The sequence below is a fragment of the Rhizobium sp. BR 362 genome (assembly GCF_036528765.1).
Classification (GTDB): Bacteria; Pseudomonadota; Alphaproteobacteria; order Rhizobiales; family Rhizobiaceae; genus Rhizobium.
Genome location: NZ_JARWGH010000014.1, coordinates 70,337 through 87,637, shown reverse-complemented (window position 1 = coordinate 87,637; position 17,301 = coordinate 70,337). Strand labels below are relative to the sequence as shown.

At 59.5% G+C, this 17,301-nt stretch carries 18 protein-coding genes, 1 tRNA gene and 1 pseudogene; 11 read left to right on the top strand and 9 right to left on the bottom strand.

Translation table 11 applies throughout. The features are described 5' to 3' along the window. Position 1 precedes the first annotated feature (1 nt). Positions 2-991: a cobaltochelatase subunit CobS gene (gene cobS / locus QDY28_RS18430; RefSeq protein WP_331383102.1), complete on the bottom strand. Its 990-nt coding sequence runs from the start codon at positions 989-991 to the stop codon at positions 2-4. Positions 992-1,301: 310 nt separating this feature from the next. Next, positions 1,302-1,922, bottom strand: coding sequence for a J domain-containing protein (locus QDY28_RS18425; protein WP_028754800.1), 621 nt, complete (start codon positions 1,920-1,922; stop codon positions 1,302-1,304). Positions 1,923-2,027: 105 nt separating this feature from the next. Here QDY28_RS18425 and QDY28_RS18420 point away from each other — a divergent pair, with 105 nt between their 5' ends. Continuing rightward, entirely contained in the window at positions 2,028-2,315 is a 288-nt protein-coding gene (locus QDY28_RS18420; RefSeq protein WP_331383101.1) for a BolA family protein, read from the top strand. A 4-nt stretch (positions 2,316-2,319) separates the two neighbouring features. On the opposite strand, the gene QDY28_RS18415 is transcribed toward QDY28_RS18420, so the two are convergent. Genes QDY28_RS18415 through QDY28_RS18405 form a run of 3 tightly spaced genes read right to left on the bottom strand, consistent with a single transcriptional unit; the run spans position 2,320 to position 5,347 of the window. Beyond that, a complete protein-coding gene (locus tag QDY28_RS18415; protein WP_331383100.1) occupies positions 2,320-3,630 on the bottom strand; it encodes an HlyC/CorC family transporter in 1,311 nt (436 codons plus the stop codon). After that, positions 3,627-4,760 carry a 3-dehydroquinate synthase gene (aroB, locus tag QDY28_RS18410; protein ID WP_331383099.1) on the bottom strand — a complete coding sequence of 378 codons (1,134 nt, stop codon included), beginning with the start codon at positions 4,758-4,760 and terminating at the stop codon, positions 3,627-3,629. Before aroB ends, QDY28_RS18415 begins: the two co-directional genes overlap by 4 nt. Further along, on the bottom strand, positions 4,757-5,347 hold the full coding sequence (locus QDY28_RS18405; RefSeq protein ID WP_331383134.1) for a shikimate kinase: 591 nt from the start codon (positions 5,345-5,347) through the stop codon (positions 4,757-4,759). Before QDY28_RS18405 ends, aroB begins: the two co-directional genes overlap by 4 nt. A 160-nt stretch (positions 5,348-5,507) precedes the next feature. On the opposite strand from QDY28_RS18405, the gene QDY28_RS18400 reads away from it, so the two are divergent. The 5 genes from QDY28_RS18400 (at position 5,508) to QDY28_RS18380 (ending at position 9,415) form a co-directional block, all read left to right on the top strand. Next, positions 5,508-5,675, top strand: coding sequence for a hypothetical protein (locus QDY28_RS18400; protein ID WP_028754795.1), 168 nt, complete (start codon positions 5,508-5,510; stop codon positions 5,673-5,675). Between the two features lie 14 nt (positions 5,676-5,689). Next, complete coding sequence (gene xerD / locus QDY28_RS18395; RefSeq protein ID WP_331383098.1) at positions 5,690-6,646, top strand: site-specific tyrosine recombinase XerD; 957 nt, start codon at positions 5,690-5,692, stop codon at positions 6,644-6,646. A gap of 63 nt (positions 6,647-6,709) precedes the next feature. Next, positions 6,710-7,663 (top strand): acetyl-CoA carboxylase carboxyltransferase subunit alpha, encoded by a 954-nt coding sequence (locus QDY28_RS18390; protein ID WP_331383097.1) that lies wholly within the window; start codon positions 6,710-6,712, stop codon positions 7,661-7,663. Between the two features lie 230 nt (positions 7,664-7,893). Beyond that, positions 7,894-9,189, top strand: a complete 1,296-nt coding sequence (locus tag QDY28_RS18385) for a murein L,D-transpeptidase family protein (RefSeq protein ID WP_331383096.1) — start codon at positions 7,894-7,896, stop codon at positions 9,187-9,189. Next, positions 9,182-9,415, top strand: a complete 234-nt coding sequence (locus QDY28_RS18380) for a sulfurtransferase TusA family protein (protein WP_442967552.1) — start codon at positions 9,182-9,184, stop codon at positions 9,413-9,415. The genes QDY28_RS18385 and QDY28_RS18380 overlap by 8 nt, the downstream gene beginning before the upstream one ends. Before the next feature lie 213 nt (positions 9,416-9,628). On the opposite strand, the gene QDY28_RS18375 is transcribed toward QDY28_RS18380, so the two are convergent. After that, positions 9,629-10,837 carry a CobW family GTP-binding protein gene (locus QDY28_RS18375; protein ID WP_331383095.1) on the bottom strand — a complete coding sequence of 403 codons (1,209 nt, stop codon included), beginning with the start codon at positions 10,835-10,837 and terminating at the stop codon, positions 9,629-9,631. 13 nt (positions 10,838-10,850) lie between these two features. Beyond that, on the bottom strand, positions 10,851-12,017 hold the full coding sequence (locus tag QDY28_RS18370; RefSeq protein ID WP_442967551.1) for a D-alanyl-D-alanine carboxypeptidase family protein: 1,167 nt from the start codon (positions 12,015-12,017) through the stop codon (positions 10,851-10,853). 216 nt (positions 12,018-12,233) lie between these two features. On the opposite strand from QDY28_RS18370, the gene QDY28_RS18365 reads away from it, so the two are divergent. From QDY28_RS18365 to QDY28_RS18350, 4 genes and pseudogenes are all read left to right on the top strand, one after another. Beyond that, positions 12,234-13,394 (top strand): M20 aminoacylase family protein, encoded by a 1,161-nt coding sequence (locus tag QDY28_RS18365; RefSeq protein ID WP_331383094.1) that lies wholly within the window; start codon positions 12,234-12,236, stop codon positions 13,392-13,394. 119 nt (positions 13,395-13,513) lie between these two features. Further along, positions 13,514-13,590: transfer RNA gene (locus tag QDY28_RS18360), tRNA-Arg, on the top strand. Positions 13,591-13,659: 69 nt separating this feature from the next. After that, positions 13,660-13,933 (top strand): annotated as a pseudogene (locus tag QDY28_RS18355) (BrnT family toxin). A 25-nt stretch (positions 13,934-13,958) separates the two neighbouring features. Beyond that, positions 13,959-14,210 (top strand): BrnA antitoxin family protein, encoded by a 252-nt coding sequence (locus tag QDY28_RS18350; RefSeq protein ID WP_442967557.1) that lies wholly within the window; start codon positions 13,959-13,961, stop codon positions 14,208-14,210. Positions 14,211-14,276: 66 nt separating this feature from the next. On the opposite strand, the gene QDY28_RS18345 is transcribed toward QDY28_RS18350, so the two are convergent. Both QDY28_RS18345 and QDY28_RS18340 read right to left on the bottom strand, forming a co-directional pair. Next, a complete protein-coding gene (locus tag QDY28_RS18345; protein WP_331383093.1) occupies positions 14,277-15,089 on the bottom strand; it encodes a DUF2971 domain-containing protein in 813 nt (270 codons plus the stop codon). Positions 15,090-15,605: 516 nt separating this feature from the next. Continuing rightward, positions 15,606-15,872 (bottom strand): BON domain-containing protein, encoded by a 267-nt coding sequence (locus QDY28_RS18340; RefSeq protein ID WP_331383092.1) that lies wholly within the window; start codon positions 15,870-15,872, stop codon positions 15,606-15,608. A gap of 202 nt (positions 15,873-16,074) precedes the next feature. Here QDY28_RS18340 and dxr point away from each other — a divergent pair, with 202 nt between their 5' ends. Next, complete coding sequence (gene dxr / locus QDY28_RS18335) at positions 16,075-17,268, top strand: 1-deoxy-D-xylulose-5-phosphate reductoisomerase (RefSeq protein WP_331383091.1); 1,194 nt, start codon at positions 16,075-16,077, stop codon at positions 17,266-17,268. Positions 17,269-17,301 lie beyond the last annotated feature (33 nt).

Here is a 17,301-nt window from a genome sequence, read left to right as displayed (position 1 = left end):
GTTAGGCTTCGAGCACGATGTTGGCGGCGCTCTCCTTCAGCTCGACGCCGAAAGCGCGCTGATATTGCTCGGCGACCAGCGGCCGCTCCAGCTCATCGCACTTGTTGAGGAAGGTCACGCGGAAGGCAAAGGCGACATCGCCGAAAATTTCCGCATTTTCCGCCCAGGTGATGACCGTACGCGGGCTCATGACGGTGGAAAGATCGCCGTTCATGAAGGCCGCGCGGGTGAGATCGGCAACGCGCACCATCTTGGACACGGTGTCGCGGCCCTTGTCATTGCGGAAGGACTTCACCTTCGCCAGCACGATGTCGACTTCGTTGTTGTGCGGCAGATAGTTCAGTGTCGTGACGATCGACCAGCGGTCCATCTGCGCCTGGTTGATCTGCTGCGTGCCGTGATAGAGACCCGTCGTGTCGCCGAGACCGATCGTGTTGGCGGTCGCGAACAGGCGGAAGGCCGGGTGAGGACGGATGACACGGCTCTGGTCGAGCAGGGTCAGGCGGCCGGACGATTCCAGCACGCGCTGAATGACGAACATCACGTCCGGACGGCCGGCGTCGTATTCGTCGAAGACGAGGGCGACGTTGTGCTGATAGGCCCAGGGCAGGATGCCATCCTTGAATTCAGTAACCTGCAGACCGTCCTTCACGACGATCGCATCCTTGCCGACGAGATCGATACGGCTGACGTGGCTGTCAAGGTTGATACGCACGCATGGCCAGTTGAGGCGGGCTGCGACCTGCTCGATATGGGAGGACTTGCCGGTGCCGTGATAGCCGGAGATCATCACGCGGCGATTATGGGCAAAGCCGGCGAGAATGGCGAGCGTCGTCTCGCGATCGAAGAGATAGTCGGTATCGAGGTCGGGCACATAGGCGTCGCCCTTGCTGTACGCCGGAACGCGGATATCGGAATCGATGCCAAAGACTTCACGGACCGAAACGGTCGTGTCGGGAAGCTCGGAAATATCAAGGTCAATCTTGCTCATCATGTCTCCAGGGCGGGCGACTGTCACCCAGCCATCTCAATCTCAGCCGTTTTTGATCCGTAACGCCGCAGCTTGTTGTCCGCATCCGTCAGGTCGGAACAACGGCGATACTTCTCCGGGACTGAAGCGAAACCTCGGCGCGATGACATGATCGCTTGCGAGCATTCTTGAACAGAGTCCCGGACAAGAAACGCCGCGTCCGGAAAATTGGCCGAGGTGCAGCCAGCCAAAAGCGCACCTTGCCGCAGTCGCCTGCGGCCTCAGCCGATTTGGACCATACCTGATTGAAGGCGGAGAGCAAGGACAGGAATTAACAAAAACCGTTCTGCTTCAACAATTGATAGGCCTGAATGACCGCGCGAAACCGTTCCTCGGACCCGCGGTCGCCACCGTTGGCGTCGGGATGGTGCTTTTTCACCAATTCCTTGTAACGGCTCTTGATCTCGGCGCTGGTGGCATTGGCACCCAGCCCCATCGTGTCGAAGGCTTTCGCCTCGAGCGTCTTCAGCTTGCGCTCCTGCGGGAAACGCGGGCCGCGGCCCGGCCCCTGTCCATCCTTGACGAAACCGAAGGGATCGCGCACGCGGGAATAGGAACCGGAACGGATGTCGGATTGCAGTGGGCTGTTGCGCGCCGACTTGTTGACGCCGACGGTCCAGGTCGGGCGATGACCGGTGATGGCTTCCTTCTGGTAGCGCGCGATCTCACCGTCCGAGAGGCCGGAGAAATAATTGTAGCCCTTGTTGTAATCTTTGACGTGCTCGAAGCAGAACAAAAAGAACTGCCCTTCCGCATTGCGCCCGACCGGCGCGCGATGCGTACCCTTTTTGTCGCAGCCGTCCCACTGGCACGTCGGCGGAGCCTGTTCCGCCTCCGGCTCGCGTTTGCGGCGGGTTCGAATACGATCGAAATATTTTGAATCGAGTCTCATGGCGCCCTAATTATGGGGCCTCAGCCACCCCACAACAAGAATTGACAAATGGGAATGTTGCAGGCTTTGTGAAACCTTTTTCGCGAACAAGGTGACGGCGGGAATATGGAAACGACGCTTCAATCCCGCATTGAGAAAAAGCTCAACGACGCCTTCGCGCCCGAACGTCTCGCTGTCATCAACGAAAGCCACCTACATGCCGGCCATCAACCCGACATGACCGGAACGGGCGAGACCCATATAAGAATTCGAATCGTCTCCGCCAAGTTCACGGGCATGACGCGCCTTGCCCGCCACAGGGCGATCACCGAACTGTTGAAGCCGGAACTCGACGCCGGCCTGCACGCGCTTGCCGTGGAGCCCGCAGCACCCGGCGAAGCGGTGCGGTGGTAACCGGCTACTCCGGCTTGCCTTCTTCTGTCTCCGCCGGCCTGATTCTGATTTTGGTAATGCGGTTCTTTTCCCGCTTCATCACGATGAAGCGCTTGCCATAGAAGGTGAAGGCCTGACGTTCTTCCGGAATGGTCATCGATTCGTGGATGACGAGGCCGGCAATCGTCGTCGCCTCTTCATCGGGCAGATCCCAGTCGAGCGCACGGTTCAGATCGCGGATAGGCACGACGCCATCGACGACGATCGATCCATCGGCTTCCTGCCGCACGCCTTGAATATCGAGGTCGTGCTCGTCGGCAATATCGCCGACGATCTCCTCGAGAATATCCTCCAGGGTAACGATGCCCTGCACTTCGCCATATTCGTCGACGACGACTGCAAAATGCTGCTTGCGGCGCAGGAAGGCGTTGAGCTGGTCTTGGAGATTGGTGCTGTCGGGTACGAACCAGGGCTTTTGGGCGATCTTGACGATATCGAGATTTTCCGGCTCGACATGCCGCTCCGCCAGCGCCCTCAACAGATCCTTGGCATGCACGACGCCGATGATGTTGTCGATTGTGCCGCGCCAGAGTGGCATGCGCGTGTAGGGGCTGTCGAGAATGGTCCGCACCACGACTTCCGGCGGATCGTCGGCATTGATGGCACGCATCGCCGTGCGGTGAACCATGATATCGGAAAGCTCCAACTCGCCAAGATCGAGCAGACCGCCCAGCCGGTCGCGGTCCACCTTGACCACCGAACCCTCGCGATGCAGCAGATCGACGGCGCCGCGCAGCTCGTCATACGCCGACAGCATCGATACTTCCCTGGAGAGATTGATGCCGAAGATGCCGAGGATCTGGCGCACGATGGCGTTGACGACGCTCGATACCGGTCCGACGACGATGACGAAGACACGTATCGCGCCGGCGACATTCAGCGCGAAACGGTCCGGCGTCGCAATGGCCCAGCTCTTCGGCAGAACCTCGGCGAAAATGACGAGGATGACCGTCATGGCGGCAGTGGCAATCGCCACGCCGGAATTGCCGAACAGGCCGAGAAACAAACTGGTCGCAAGCGACGACGACAGAATATTGGCGAGATTGTTGCCGATCAGCAGCGCGCCGATCAATCGGTCGCGGCGCTCGATCAGCAGCCGCACGATGCCGGCCCGGCTGTCGCCATTGGCTTCCAATGTGTGGATGCGGCTGCGCGAAGCCGCCGTCAGCGCGGTTTCCGAGCCGGCGAAAAAGGCCGAAAGCAGCACCAGCGCGATGATCGAAATAATCTCGGGCCAATATTCCCACAGAACAGCCAGCGTGCCTTCGACCGTCATTGCGGATGCTTTTCCCTCAGGAAACTGAGAACTTCGGAGGCCGGAACGTCATCGGCGACGAAGGATTGCCCGATGCCGCGGGTAAGAATGAAGGTCAGCTTGCCGCTCTTGACCTTCTTGTCCTGCGCGATCGCATCCATCAGCACCTCGGCTGGCGGCAGCTCGCCCGGAATGTCGCTCATCCGCGTCGGCAAGCCAACCGTCTTCAGATGCGCCTCGACGCGCTTGGCATCGTCCAGGCTTGCCAGATTGAGGCGCGAAGAAAATTCGTGCGCCAGCACCATGCCGATCGAAACACCCTCGCCATGCACCAGCCGGCGACTGTCATAAGCGGTGGCCGCCTCCAATGCATGGCCGAAGGTATGGCCGAGATTAAGCAGCGCCCGTGGGCCGTTTTCGCGTTCGTCGGCGACGACGACATCGGATTTTGCCTGACAGCTCGCGGCAATCGCCTCAATGCGCGCGTCACCGCCGGAGAACACCTCTTTCCAGTTGGCCTCCAGCCAGTCAAAGAAATCCGGCTTGTCGATCAGCCCATATTTGGCGACCTCGGCATAGCCGGCGCGGAATTCGCGTTCGCTCAGCGTATTCAGCACGTCGGTATCGGCAAGCACGAGATCGGGCTGATGGAAGACGCCGACCAGGTTCTTGCCGTGATGGGTATTGATGCCGGTCTTGCCGCCGACAGAAGAATCCACCTGCGACAGAAGCGAGGTCGGCACCTGCACGAAACGGACGCCGCGACGCACGATACCGGCGGCAAAGCCGGCGAGATCGCCGATGACGCCGCCGCCAAGCGCGATGACCGCGTCATTACGCTCGATACGCGCCGTGAGCACGGCATCGCAGACGGCCATCAGATGCTCGAAACTCTTCGTCTTTTCGCCGGCCGGCAGCACCAGCTTGGAGGGTTGGATACCGGCATCCTGAAGGCTGGCAATCAGCGCATCGAGATAAAGCGGCGCAACATTTTCGTCGGTAATGATAGCGGCTCTGCGGCCCTTCAGTCTTGCTGCGATTTCCTTGCCGGCGCGCGCAATCAGCCGAGGGCCGATCAGAATGTCATAGGCGCGCTCGCCGAGGGGCACGCGGACGAGACGCTCGGCCGATGCCGATGTGATCGCATTCATGGTGTCTTGCTTTCTTCTTTCCTGTCGACGATGGCCGCAAGGACTTCCTTGACCATGATGTCCTTGCTCACATCGCGGGACAAAACCGTGAGATCGGCTTCCGCATAGATCGGATAGCGCGCATTCATCAGCTTTTCGAGGGTCTGCTTCGGATTTTCGGTTTTGAGCAGCGGTCGCGTATCGCGCTTGTTGACCCGCTCCCAGAGCACGTCGAGATCGGCCTTCAGCCAGACCGACAGGCCGCTGCGTTTGACATGCCGGCGCGTGCGGTCGTTGATGAAGGCGCCGCCACCGGTGGAAACGACGCGGGGACCGCCCTTGAGCAGACGCTTGATCACCCGCGTTTCCAGTGCCCGGAACTCCTCTTCGCCGTAGGCTTCGAACAGCTCGGTGATCGTCATGCGCGACACGCGCTCGATCTCGACATCCGTGTCGACGAAAGGAATGCCGAGCTGGTGGGCGACCAGCCGCCCGATCGAGGATTTTCCGGCCCCCATCAACCCGACGAGGACAAGATTGCGCGTGCCCAATGCGGCGCGCGCTCTGTCTCTCAGGCTTTCGGCAAGGGTCAGCACTTCTTCGTTCATCGGCCCATTCACAATTTGTTTGGAAACGGTATCGTCAAATGCGCCGGTAGCGTCAAGACGCCGCATCATAAACATGTCTGCAATATCCTTCGGCTAACGCTTGTCGGATATGATTACAATATATCGCCGGACCAGTGATTGCGACGAGGAGAGTTTCTGAATGCCGACCCTGTTTCGCTTCCTTGTCATCTGTGCGGTCATCGCCGGATCGGTCTATGGAGCAATGTGGGCTTTGGTGCTCTTCGTCGATCCGCAGCCGCGCGATGTGACGATCCGCATACCCTCGGAACGAGTCAACCCGCCGGCAACCGGCTCGGTGAAGCCGTGAGCGCGGAGACCGCCGTGAAGGATATGAGCCGCGTTCACGTGGAAGCCTTCCTCGAAATGATGAGCGCCGAGCGCGGCGCAGCCGTCAACACGCTACAGTCCTACGAGCGCGACCTCGACGATCTCCATTCCTTCTTGTCGGAGCGCAAGGTCCGCATGACGGAAGCGGGATCGAACGATCTCGGGGCCTATCTCTCCGGCCTTTCGCGCCAAGGCTTCAAACCCTCGTCCCAAGCGCGCCGGCTGTCGGCCATGCGTCAGTTCTATAAATTTCTTTATGCCGAGGGTCTGCGCACGGATGATCCGACCGGCATTCTCGACGCGCCGAAGAAGGGCCGCGCCCTGCCGAAGACCATGGGCGTCGACGAGGTGACGCGTCTTCTCGCCCGGGCCGAACAGGAAGCGGCCGTCGAAGGTCCCGACCAATTGCAGCATCTGCGCATGCTGGTTTTACTGGAGCTGCTCTATGCCACCGGCATGCGCGTCAGCGAGCTCGTTTCCCTGCCGGCCAAAGTGCTGGACCAGGAAGGACGTTTCCTGATGATCCGCGGTAAAGGCAACAAGGAGCGGCTGGTGCCGCTATCGCAGTCGGCGATTGCTGCGCTGAAGACCTATGGCCGCCGACAGGCGCTGGAGGCGGCAAACGCCAAGCAGCCCGCCCCGGAAAGCCCATGGCTCTTTCCCGCAGCTTCCAAACAGGGCTATCTGCCGCGTCAGGTCTTTGCGCGGGACCTGAAGGATCTTGCCATTCGCGCCGGGCTCTCTCCTTCATTGATTTCGCCGCATGTCATGCGCCACGCCTTCGCCAGCCACCTGCTTGCCAATGGCGCGGACCTGCGCGTGGTGCAGGAACTTCTTGGCCATTCCGACATTTCGACCACACAAATCTACACACATGTGCTGGAAGAACGGCTTCACCAACTGGTGCAAACGCATCACCCCCTTGCCAAACAGGCCAAAAAACAGGAATAGGACCGGCACACAGGCTGTACGTGCCGTCTCTCGTCACGGGCAAAAGGATCGGAAACGCACCTCATGCACAATTATCTCGACTTCGAAAAACCCATCTCGGATCTCGAAGGCAAGATTCACGAGCTGAAGAAACTGGCAAGCGAAGACGAGAGCATCGATACGTCCGATGAAGTCGGACGGCTCGAAATCCGCGTCCGAGAAGCGATGGCCGACATCTATTCCAAGCTCAATGCCTGGCAGAAGACGCAGGTTGCCCGCCATCCGCAGCGGCCGCATTTCGTCGACTATGCCGGAGCGCTGTTTACGGAATTCACGCCGCTGGCCGGCGACCGCAAATTTTCCGAGGATGCTGCCATCCAGGCAGGCTTCGCCCGCTTCCGCGGCCAGCCGGTCGCCGTCATCGGCCAGGAAAAAGGCAATGACACCAAGACGCGGCTGAAGCACAATTTCGGCAGCGCTCGCCCCGAGGGTTACCGCAAGGCGATCCGCATCCTGGAAATGGCGGACCGCTTTCAACTGCCCGTCGTCACGCTAGTCGATACGGCAGGCGCCTATCCCGGCGTCGGCGCCGAAGAGCGCGGCCAGGCGGAAGCGATTGCCCGCTCCACGGAAATGTGCCTGGGCGTGAAGGTGCCGATCATCTCGGTCGTCATCGGCGAAGGCGGGTCCGGCGGCGCGATCGCAATTGCCACCGGCAACCGCGTCTATATGCTCGAACATTCGATCTACAGCGTGATTTCACCCGAAGGTGCGGCTTCCATCCTCTGGCGCGATTCCACCCGCGCCAAGGAAGCTGCCACCAATATGAAAATTACCGCCGAGGATCTGAAGGGGCTAGGGATCATCGACGGCATCATTCCCGAACCGCTCGGCGGCGCGCATCGCGATCCGCAGACGGTGATTGCAGCGACCGGCGACATGATTTCCAACGCGCTCGGCGAACTCGCCAGCCGTTCGGGCGAACAATTGCGCAGCGACCGTCGTCAGAAATTTCTCAATATGGGTCGTAATCTCTAACTTAAGTTCGAGATTCGTAATCTCCCAGACGGGAATGGGGCCAAATCTTGGCCACATTCTTGTTATCGAACCCATTATGACAAAGAAAAGCTTGCGGGTGCGCCGCGAGCACGTCATAGGCTGGTAAGGAATTCTCAAGTATAAGCCGTCTATGATTCTGTTTCATGTTTCGATTGGGGCGCACGAAACAGATCGTGCGGCCGCTCTTCGTGTCTATGGGCTCAGTCAGAATGCGCATCCGTCACCTTGCCTATGTTTCCCTGATGGCGCTGGCTCTCGCCGGCTGCAACGACACGCTCGAATCCGCGTCGGTCGATCTGTCGACGGTGAAAAACAAGGTCGAACAGCCGCTTCCGAGCCACATCCTTGCCGACATGACCAAAAAGGGCATGGACCGCAATTCGCCGATCATGATCCGCATCTTCAAGGAAGAAGGCGTGATGGAGATCCTCAAGGCGAACCAGAACAATCGTTTCGAAGTCATCGCCGATTATAAGATCTGCGCCTGGTCCGGCCGCCTAGGCCCGAAGGTGAAGGAAGGCGACCGGCAAGCGCCGGAAGGCTTCTACATGCTGACGCCGGCAAACCTCAATCCGAATTCCAAATATTATCTAGCCATCAACACCGGTTTTCCGAACCGCTATGACGCGGCCAATGGCCGCAGCGGCGCCAATCTGATGATCCATGGCGCCTGCTCCTCGTCGGGCTGCTATTCGATGACCGACCAGCAGGTGCTGGAGATCTACGCCTTCGCGCGCGATGCCTTCAAGGGCGGCCAGAAGGCCATCCAGCTCGAGGCCTTCCCCTTCCGCATGACGGCGGAAAACATGGTCAAGCACCGCCTCAGCCCGAATATTGATTTCTGGAAGATGCTGAAGGTCGGCTATGACAATTTCGAAGTGACGAAGCGTCCGCCGGAAGTCGAGGTCTGCGAGAAGAAATACGTCTTCAACCAGCAGGCTACCGGCCCGTTCAATGCTGGCGGCAAATGCCCGGTCATGACCACTCCACCGGCCCTGCAGACAGCGCTGCTGAGCCACGACAAGCAGTATGACGCCGATTACAGCGCCGCTCTGAAGAAATATGACGGCATGGCCTGGTACGACCCGACCGAGGCCGAACGCAAGGCCATCGTCGCCAAACAGCGTAAGGGCCACGATATCGCCTATGCCCCAACCGGCACCGCGCTTGCGGCCGGCAAGATGATGAAGGTCGCCGATCTTGAATCGATGATGGCCAACCAGTCTGCGCAGCAGGTTGCCCGCGGCGGCACGGTAGCGAGCCCAACAACCAATCCGTCGACTGCAAGCATTCGCGTCGCAGCCGCAGCTCCCGAAGCATCCGCGCAGCAGCAGGGCGGTCCCGTCGTAGCGGCCAACATTCCAACGAATGTGCCGATCCCGATGGCGAACCCGATGAACCCGGGCGTCAATCCGCTCGCCTATGCGCCGCCTCCGGCTGTCGAGACCGCGCAGACCGAAGCCAAGAAGCCTCCCTTCTGGAAGTTTTGGGCCAAGAGTGAATAGGCTGAGCGACGAGGTTTACGATCTGCGCGGGCTGAAATGCCCCTATCCAGCGATCAAGACGGAAAAGCGCCTGCGCGGCATGGCGAGCGGCGCGACCTTGACGGTCGAAACGACCGATCCCCTTGCCGTCATCGACATTCCGCATCTCTGCAATGAAAAAGGCCATACGCTTCTTTTGAGCGAAAAGACCGACAAAGGTCATCGGTTCGTGATCCGCAAGGGGTGATCAGTTGCGGCCGATGGGCCATCCTCGTGGTTCGAGGGTCGCTTCGCTCCCGCCTCACCATGAGGATGGGGCGAGTTCGTCTGCCCTTAGACACACCTGACATCGTTCTCTCATCACGGGCAACAATGCACAAAGATCAGCCTCACCCTGAGGTGGCCTGCAAGGCCCTCGAAGGGCGAGGCGGGTTGCCTGGTGTAGCCAGATTTCCGCTTCCTAAAACCGCATCCCCGGCACCGCCAGCGGATTGTCCTCAAGCGCCGCCCTGTCCGGCGTGTCGACATGCGGCTTGCTCAGGAACGCGTCGAACAGGCCCTTCACGAAATCTTCGGGCAGATCCTTGGTGATGATCACCATGCGCGTGCGCCGGTCGTCGGGATTGGGCCAGGCGGGCAGGCGCACCGGCGGATGGAAGATATTCTGCACGCCATGCAGCACGACCGGACGCTCCGGCCTGTCGGACATGGCAACGATCGCCTTCATCCGCAGGAGCTTTTCGCCATGCGCGGAACGCAGGAGGTCTATGAACATTTCCAGCGCAATCGGGTCGATCGGCTGGCTCTCGACGATCGAGAAGGAGCGGATCGACTCGCCGTGACGGTTCACATCATGGGCGTGCTGATGGCGATGGCCGTGGTGATGGTGGCTCTGACGGTGATGGCCATGTCCGCCGTAGTGACGATCGTGATCGTGCCCATGCTCGTCATGCCCATGCTCGTGATGATGGTGACCATGCTCATCATCCGCCTCGAGTTCGTCGCGCAGCCAGCGGCCGACATCGGCGATCTTGGAGGCCGGATCGTAAAGGCCGTTGACGAGAATGGCGGCGCGGCCGGCCTCATCGCTATCGGCATTCATGATCTGCGCCCGCGGATTGAGCGCCCGCAGCCGTCCCTCCAGCGTGCCGATGGACGCAGCCCCTTCCAAGCCAATTTTGGAGATGATCAGCCGGTCGGCGACCGCGACCTGCTTGCGCGCCTCTTCATGATTGTCGAGCGTCCGCAAACCGTTGACGGCATCGACGACGGTGATCACGCCATCCAGATCGAAATTGTTGGCAATGATCGGATTGCCCATGACCGACTGCATCACCGGCGCGGGATCGGCAAGGCCGGTTGTTTCGATGACGACGCGTTTCAGCGGCCGAATGCGGCCGGTCTGCATGGCATCCATCAGATTTGCCAGCGTATCCACCAGCTCGCCGCGCACCGTGCAGCAAAGGCAGCCATCGGAAAGCTCGATAATGGAATCGCCAGAGCTTTCGACCAGCAGATGGTCGATCCCGACATCGCCGAACTCGTTGATGATGACCGCGGCGTCCCGCATCTCGGCATCCTTGAGGATGCGATTCAGCAATGTCGATTTGCCGGCTCCGAGAAAACCGGTCAGGATCGAAACCGGCACCCTCTCCTGCGGAACGCTCATGGTTCAGATCCGATCAGAACGTGGGACGCGGCATGGGGATGGGTATGCCGGTGATATCGCCGGTGGCGGCGATCTTGTCGCCCTTCACGGCCTTGTCGCCCTTTGCGGCCACATCGTCCTTGTCACCCTTGCTTGCGGTCGCAACGTCCTGACCGCCGATCAGGCCGGCATAGACGAGATTCGGCTCGTGATCCATTTCGTGGATGTAGGGCGACTGCACCTTTGTGCGGCCTGTCGGGTCACGAGTCTCACTGCGGTGCTGCGCGCCCTTGGCGCTGCAGATGTCGGCGGTGATATCGGCCACCTCATCCTGGCCCGTTCCATAGGGCTGCAGGCTCGCCAGCGTGTCCCTGCCGGAGAACTGGTTCTCGAAACCCTTTTCGAGGAAGTTTGCGGAATCGTCGGCGCGCGCGGCAAGGCTGTCCGTACCGAGAACAACCGAGACCAATGTGCGGCCGTTGCGGGTCGCCGAGGCGATCTGGTTGAAGCCGGAGGCACAGATGAAACCGGTCTTCATGCCATCGGCGCCATCGAAGCGGCCGATGAGCATGTTGATGTTCTGCACCTGCTTGACGCCGTTGGTAAAGCCTTCCAGCGAGAAATAGCCGGCATATTGCGGAAATTCGCGGCGGAGCGCCACGCTGACGACGGCAAGATCCCGCGCCGTCGTGTACTGACCCTTGCCCGGCAGGCCATTGGGATTGATATAATGCGTGTCACGCATTCCGAGGCGGGCGGCTTCCGCGTTCATGCGCGCCACGAACCCCTGCTCGGAACCACCGACCGTCTCGGCGATCGCCATGGCAAGGTCATTGGCGGATTTGACCAGCATCATCTTCAGTGCATTGTCGAGCGTCAGCTTCTGGCCCGGCTTGAAATACATCTTCGCCGGCGGCTGCGAAGAGGAAAGCTTGGACATGACAACCGGCGTATCAAGCGTCACCTGGCCGGACTGAAGGGCGCGGAAAGTCACATAGACCGTCATCAGCTTGGTGAGCGAAGCCGGGTACCACTTGCGGAAGGCTTCTTCGTGGTCGAGCACGCGGCCGGTGCTGACATCGACGAGGATATGCGGATTGGCCTCGGCCACATGCGCGGTCGACAGGAAAAGCATGGATGCGGCGGCGGCCATGGGAACCAGCCGCAGGGCGGCATACAAACGATTCTGCTTCGTCGGCACGGTCAATCCTTCAGAAGTCCGGAATTTTCTCGAAAGCTCCCCCTATTTAACCTATATGGCTAAGAGAAGGCAAAGGCGATTGACGAGTTTATTGCCAACGGATCACAGCCTTGTGATCATACGCACGGCTTCAAAAAGTGCGATGTGATGTTGAGGGTTGTGCGCCGGCTTAATTGCTAAACCCGAATCCGATATTGAGCAGCAGGAAAAATCAGCATGCCGATTTTGAACAGAGCCGCCGAACTCCAGGGCGAAGTGACGGAATGGCGCCGCTATATCCATACAAGGCCCGAACTGATGTATGCGGTGGAAAATACCGCCGCCTTCGTGGCCGAAAAGCTAAGGGCATTCGGCGTCGACGAGGTCGTCACCGGCATCGGCCGCACCGGCGTCGTCGGCCTGATCCGCGGCAAGGGCGAAGGCCGCACGGTCGGCCTGCGCGCCGATATGGACGCCCTGCCGCTCACCGAAATCACCGGCAAACCCTGGGCTTCTGAGACCCCCGGCAAGATGCATGCCTGCGGCCATGACGGCCACACCGCCATGTTGCTCGGCGCTGCGAAATATCTTGCCGAGACCCGCAATTTCAATGGCAACATCGCCGTGATCTTCCAGCCGGCCGAAGAGGGTGGCGCCGGCGGCGACGCGATGGTCAAGGACGGCATGATGGAGCGCTTCCGCATCGCGGAAGTCTACGGTATGCACAATCTGCCGGGCCTGCCGGTCGGCCAATTCGCCATCCGCAAGGGCGCGATCATGGCGGCAACCGACGAGTTCACCGTGACGATCAAGGGGCGCGGCGGCCACGCCGCCATGCCGCACACAACCATCGACCCCATCGCTATCGGCGCGCAGATCGTCACCAACCTGCAGCTCATCGCCTCGCGCAGCGCCAATCCGCTGAAATCGGTGGTGGTCTCCGTCACCAAGTTCAATGGCGGCAACGCTTATAATGTCATTCCCAACGATGCCAGCTTCGTCGGCACCGTCCGCACGCTCGACGCGGAAATCCGCGACCTTGCCGAACGGCGCTTCCGGCAGATCGTCAGCGGCATTGCGGCGAGCCATGACGCCGAAGCGGATATCCAGTTCCACCGCAACTATCCGGTCACCGTCAACCACGCCGAAGAGACCGACCACGCGATTGCCGCCGCGCGCGACATAGCCGGCAGCGCCAACGTCATCGCCAACATCGATCCCATGATGGGCGGCGAGGATTTCTCCTACATGCTGAACGCACGCCCCGGCGCCTTCATCTTCGTCGGCAACGGCGACACCGCCGGCCTGCACAACCCGGCCTACGACTTCAACGACGAAGCCATCGCCCATGGTATCTCCTATTGGGTCCGGCTCGCCGAGCAGCGTCTGAACGCCTGAAGCGCCATCATCTTTCCGTGCGCCTGATCATGGCGCACGGAACACCGAAAGCAGATTGTCTCGGAGACGGGAAAAGGGCTTGGCTTCGGCCCCTTGCTTTTGTATGGATCAATCTCAGTGGTCCCGTAGCTCAGCAGGATAGAGCATCAGATTCCTAATCTGAGGGTCACGCGTTCGAATCGCGTCGGGATCACCACTAATTGCGCACCATTTTCCGTGTACAAATATTCTTGCCGCCTATTGATTTTCCGTGTACGAAAATCATATGAATATCGTATGGGATGAACTGAAGCGCGAAACAAACCTGGCCAAGCACGGTTTGGACTTTGCCGATCTCGATATTGAGTTCTTCCATCATCGTTCCCACAAATGATGGCCGCTCCATGACCATCGGCGAACTGGACGGGCAGATCGTTGCGGCTGTCGTATTCAAGCCGCTTGGCTCAGAAGCCATCTCGGTCATTTCGATGCGTCCCGCAACCGCAAGGAAAGGAAGCTCTTATTGTGAGCAAATTCTCTTCACGGCGGCCTCTCAATGAGGAAGAAGAAGCCGAAATTCAAAAGATGATCGGGTCCGATCCAGACGCGCCGGAAGCAACGGATGAGCAACTTGCCCAGGCAAAACCCTTCGCAGACGCTTTTCCGGATTTGATGGCAAGCATTAAGCGCGCCAGAGGACGGCCAAAAATGGATGCGCCGAAGGTCGCCGTCACCCTTCGGGTAGATCCGGATGTCCTTGAGCGATTCCAGTCCAAGGGAAAGGATTGGCGGAGTGATATGACGCAGGCGCTACGCAAGGCTGTCGGACTCAAATAAGCCTAGCTGATGCCATTGCATCAACTCCCGTGTGGCGCAGCATAGCTGTGGTTTTGCCTCGTCCCACTACACGCTCCGATACGGAATAGAAGACCGTGTAAACGTCTCGACACGGATTTTCTTGGTGACGGCAGCTATCGAAAAGGCGGTCTCGGCCAGTTCCTGCTCGCTATGCGGTCCGATCATGATCGAATCCAAGCCTAGATCGCTTTGTCCCTCAACAAGCGATTGCTGGAGCGGAAGATCGAAATAGGGGATTGGAAAGCCGGGGCCTGAGCGGACGCGCACCTTGTCGTGGTCTATCGTGGTGGGATCTGAGATCAGCCGCCACTCATTCTCCTCCGCAAAGCTTTTATCTTTGAAGCTTGAGGCATAGACATGGAAACCGGCGACCCACCCCTCGGCAAGGTGCCAAATATTTTCGTCTGAAAATTGCTGCTCCTCGAGTTCGAAGAGAAACGGTTCGAGATAGTTGTTTATGATCTTGATTTTGTCGTTGTCGTCATAAACGCATTTCAGCAGTTTGAAATGGTTCCGTTGCCCCGCTGCTTCGAGGGCGGATTTATGGAAGCCTAGGGAAACGCCACCGAGTGCGGCATATCCCCGCCATTGGCTAAGCAGGTCCCCATCTTCCGCAAATGACGCAACGCAGACGAAGTTTCTCCGAACCGTATGAAGGATTTTCTCTATATTCCCAAGCAGTCGCTTTCCATTTGGACCCTGCGTGTTGATCCGGCCTTCCGCAATCTCGGAAGCGAGAGCAATTCCGTGCCTGAATTCTTCCTTGTCGTTCAGAAAATGAATGCATGACGCCCACATGGACTTCGACCCGAGAATCCCGAGAGCACCGGAAAACGTGGTGTAGTGATACAGCTTCATTTATCCCTCGTCCTCAAGTGATGGGCTTTGCGTCGCCGCAACATCAACTGGCAAAGAAATCCGCTAGGGTGCCGCGACATCGATCCGCGAGCCGGAAGCTAAAACAGAGGCATTGAAAGCTGCTGCATGGCTTTCTTGCTCCGTCGAGATCGTTGCCGGCAGAACGGAGTGCGTTTTTGCGATGCGCTCTTCGGCGAATGATGGCGAACTGATCCGATATCCGAAATTTGGGAACAGAAACGATATGATAAAGAGCGGCGACGAGTGCTCTAAGTCACTATTGCGCGTCGATATATAGCATGGAGATTACTCGACGCCGATAGAATATTTTCGCTTAGGACGCGATCGGAGCAGGTATTACACAGCAGTCGAACGATCTTAATTCTCGATGCTGCGGCTGAAGATACATGGCGTCATCCGACATCATCTTCTGGAAGCATCGGCGCTCTCATAATAGGCGCCAGTAATTTCTGCGTCCACCATAAGCGACAGAGTCGTTTGGTGGAATAAAGTGCTTCACCCCACCAAAATTCTGTTCCTCACCAGCCTCACCCCCGGCACCGCTTCCGCCACGACAGTCGCCCGCTCGACTTCCTGGGGCGTGGCCGCCGTTCCGTCCAATCGGATTTCCTGGCCCACGGCGGTAACCGTGACGTCCGAGGCGTCGAGACCGCCGGCGACGGCTAAAGCATCGGCGACGGTGGATTCCAGCGCCGAGCGCCTGGCATTTTCGCTTTCTATTTCGGGCTTTAAGCCGTGAAACGTCGCTGCTTTGAAAACCATTGCCCCTTCTCCTGTGCCTCTGCCGGATGGGAAACGCGGTATCTGCGTATTGGTTCATTCGCAGGCCGAAATTCCCACTAAAGCCAGTAATTTCAGCAGGAAGGGACCGGTAAGCCCCTCGCCGACAGAGCTGCGGACTTGCCGCTTCCCGCGATCCCCTGTAGAGCCATGGACGATCACAGCAAGATGCGGATACTTGGAAATGACAACCGGGAGCAAGGCGCCGCGCCGCCTGACGATATTGGGTTCGACCGGCTCGATCGGGCAAAACACCCTCGACGTCATCGCCCAACTGGGCGGGCGCGAAGCCTTCGATATCGCTGCAATCACCGGTCACGACAATATCGATCTCCTGGCGAGCCAGGCGAAAGCCTGTGGCGCCGCGCTTGCCGTCACGGCCAATGAGGATCGGTATCAGGATCTCAAAAATGCCCTTGCCGGCTCCGGCATTGCCGCGGCCGCAGGCCGAAACGCTCTCATCGAGGCCGCCTCCATCCCTTCCGACTGGGTGATGGCGGCGATCGTCGGCACGGCAGGCCTTGCGCCGACGCTAGCGGCTGCGCGACGGGGCGCCGATATCGCGCTCGCCAATAAGGAATGCCTGGTTTCCGCCGGCGATCTCTTCGTTCGCGCCGTCAGCGAAGGCGGCGGACGGCTGATCCCGGTGGACAGCGAACACAGCGCGATTTTCCAGGCGCTCGAGGATGACCAGCAGCATGCGGTCGAGCGCATCATCCTGACCGCCTCGGGCGGCCCCTTCCGCACATGGTCGCGAGAGCAGATGGCCAACGTCACGGCGGCGACGGCGCGCGCACATCCGAACTGGTCGATGGGCCTGAAGATCTCCATCGGCAGCGCTTCGATGTTCAACAAAGCACTGGAGATGATCGAGGCCAAACATCTGTTCCATGTACGTCCGGATCAGATCGAGGTCATCGTTCATCCGCAATCCATCGTTCATTCGATGGTGGGCTATACGGATGGATCGGTGCTGGCGCAGCTCGGCTGTCCGGACATGCGCACGGCCATCGGCTATGCGCTGAACTATCCGTCCCGGCCGAAGCTCGACGTTGAGCGGCTGGATTTTGCCAAACTGGCCCGGCTGGATTTCGAAGCGCCGGACGAGGTCCGCTTTCCCGCACTGCGTCTTGCCCGCACGGCGCTGGAACGCGGCGGGCTGCAGGGCGCCGTCATGAATGCCGCCGAAGAGATTGCCTTCCAGGCCTTTGTCGACGAACGCATCGGCTTCCTCGAAATGGCCGATATCGCCGAAGCGGTCATGGACCAGATGATCGGCATCGGCAGCGCCGAAACGATGGATGCGGTCTTTGCCGCCGACGATGAGGCCCGCAGCCGCGCCAGCACGCTTGTCGCGCAAAAGGAAACGGCAGCCTAACATCCTCGCCAACAGCGCTTTGCGGAGAGATCT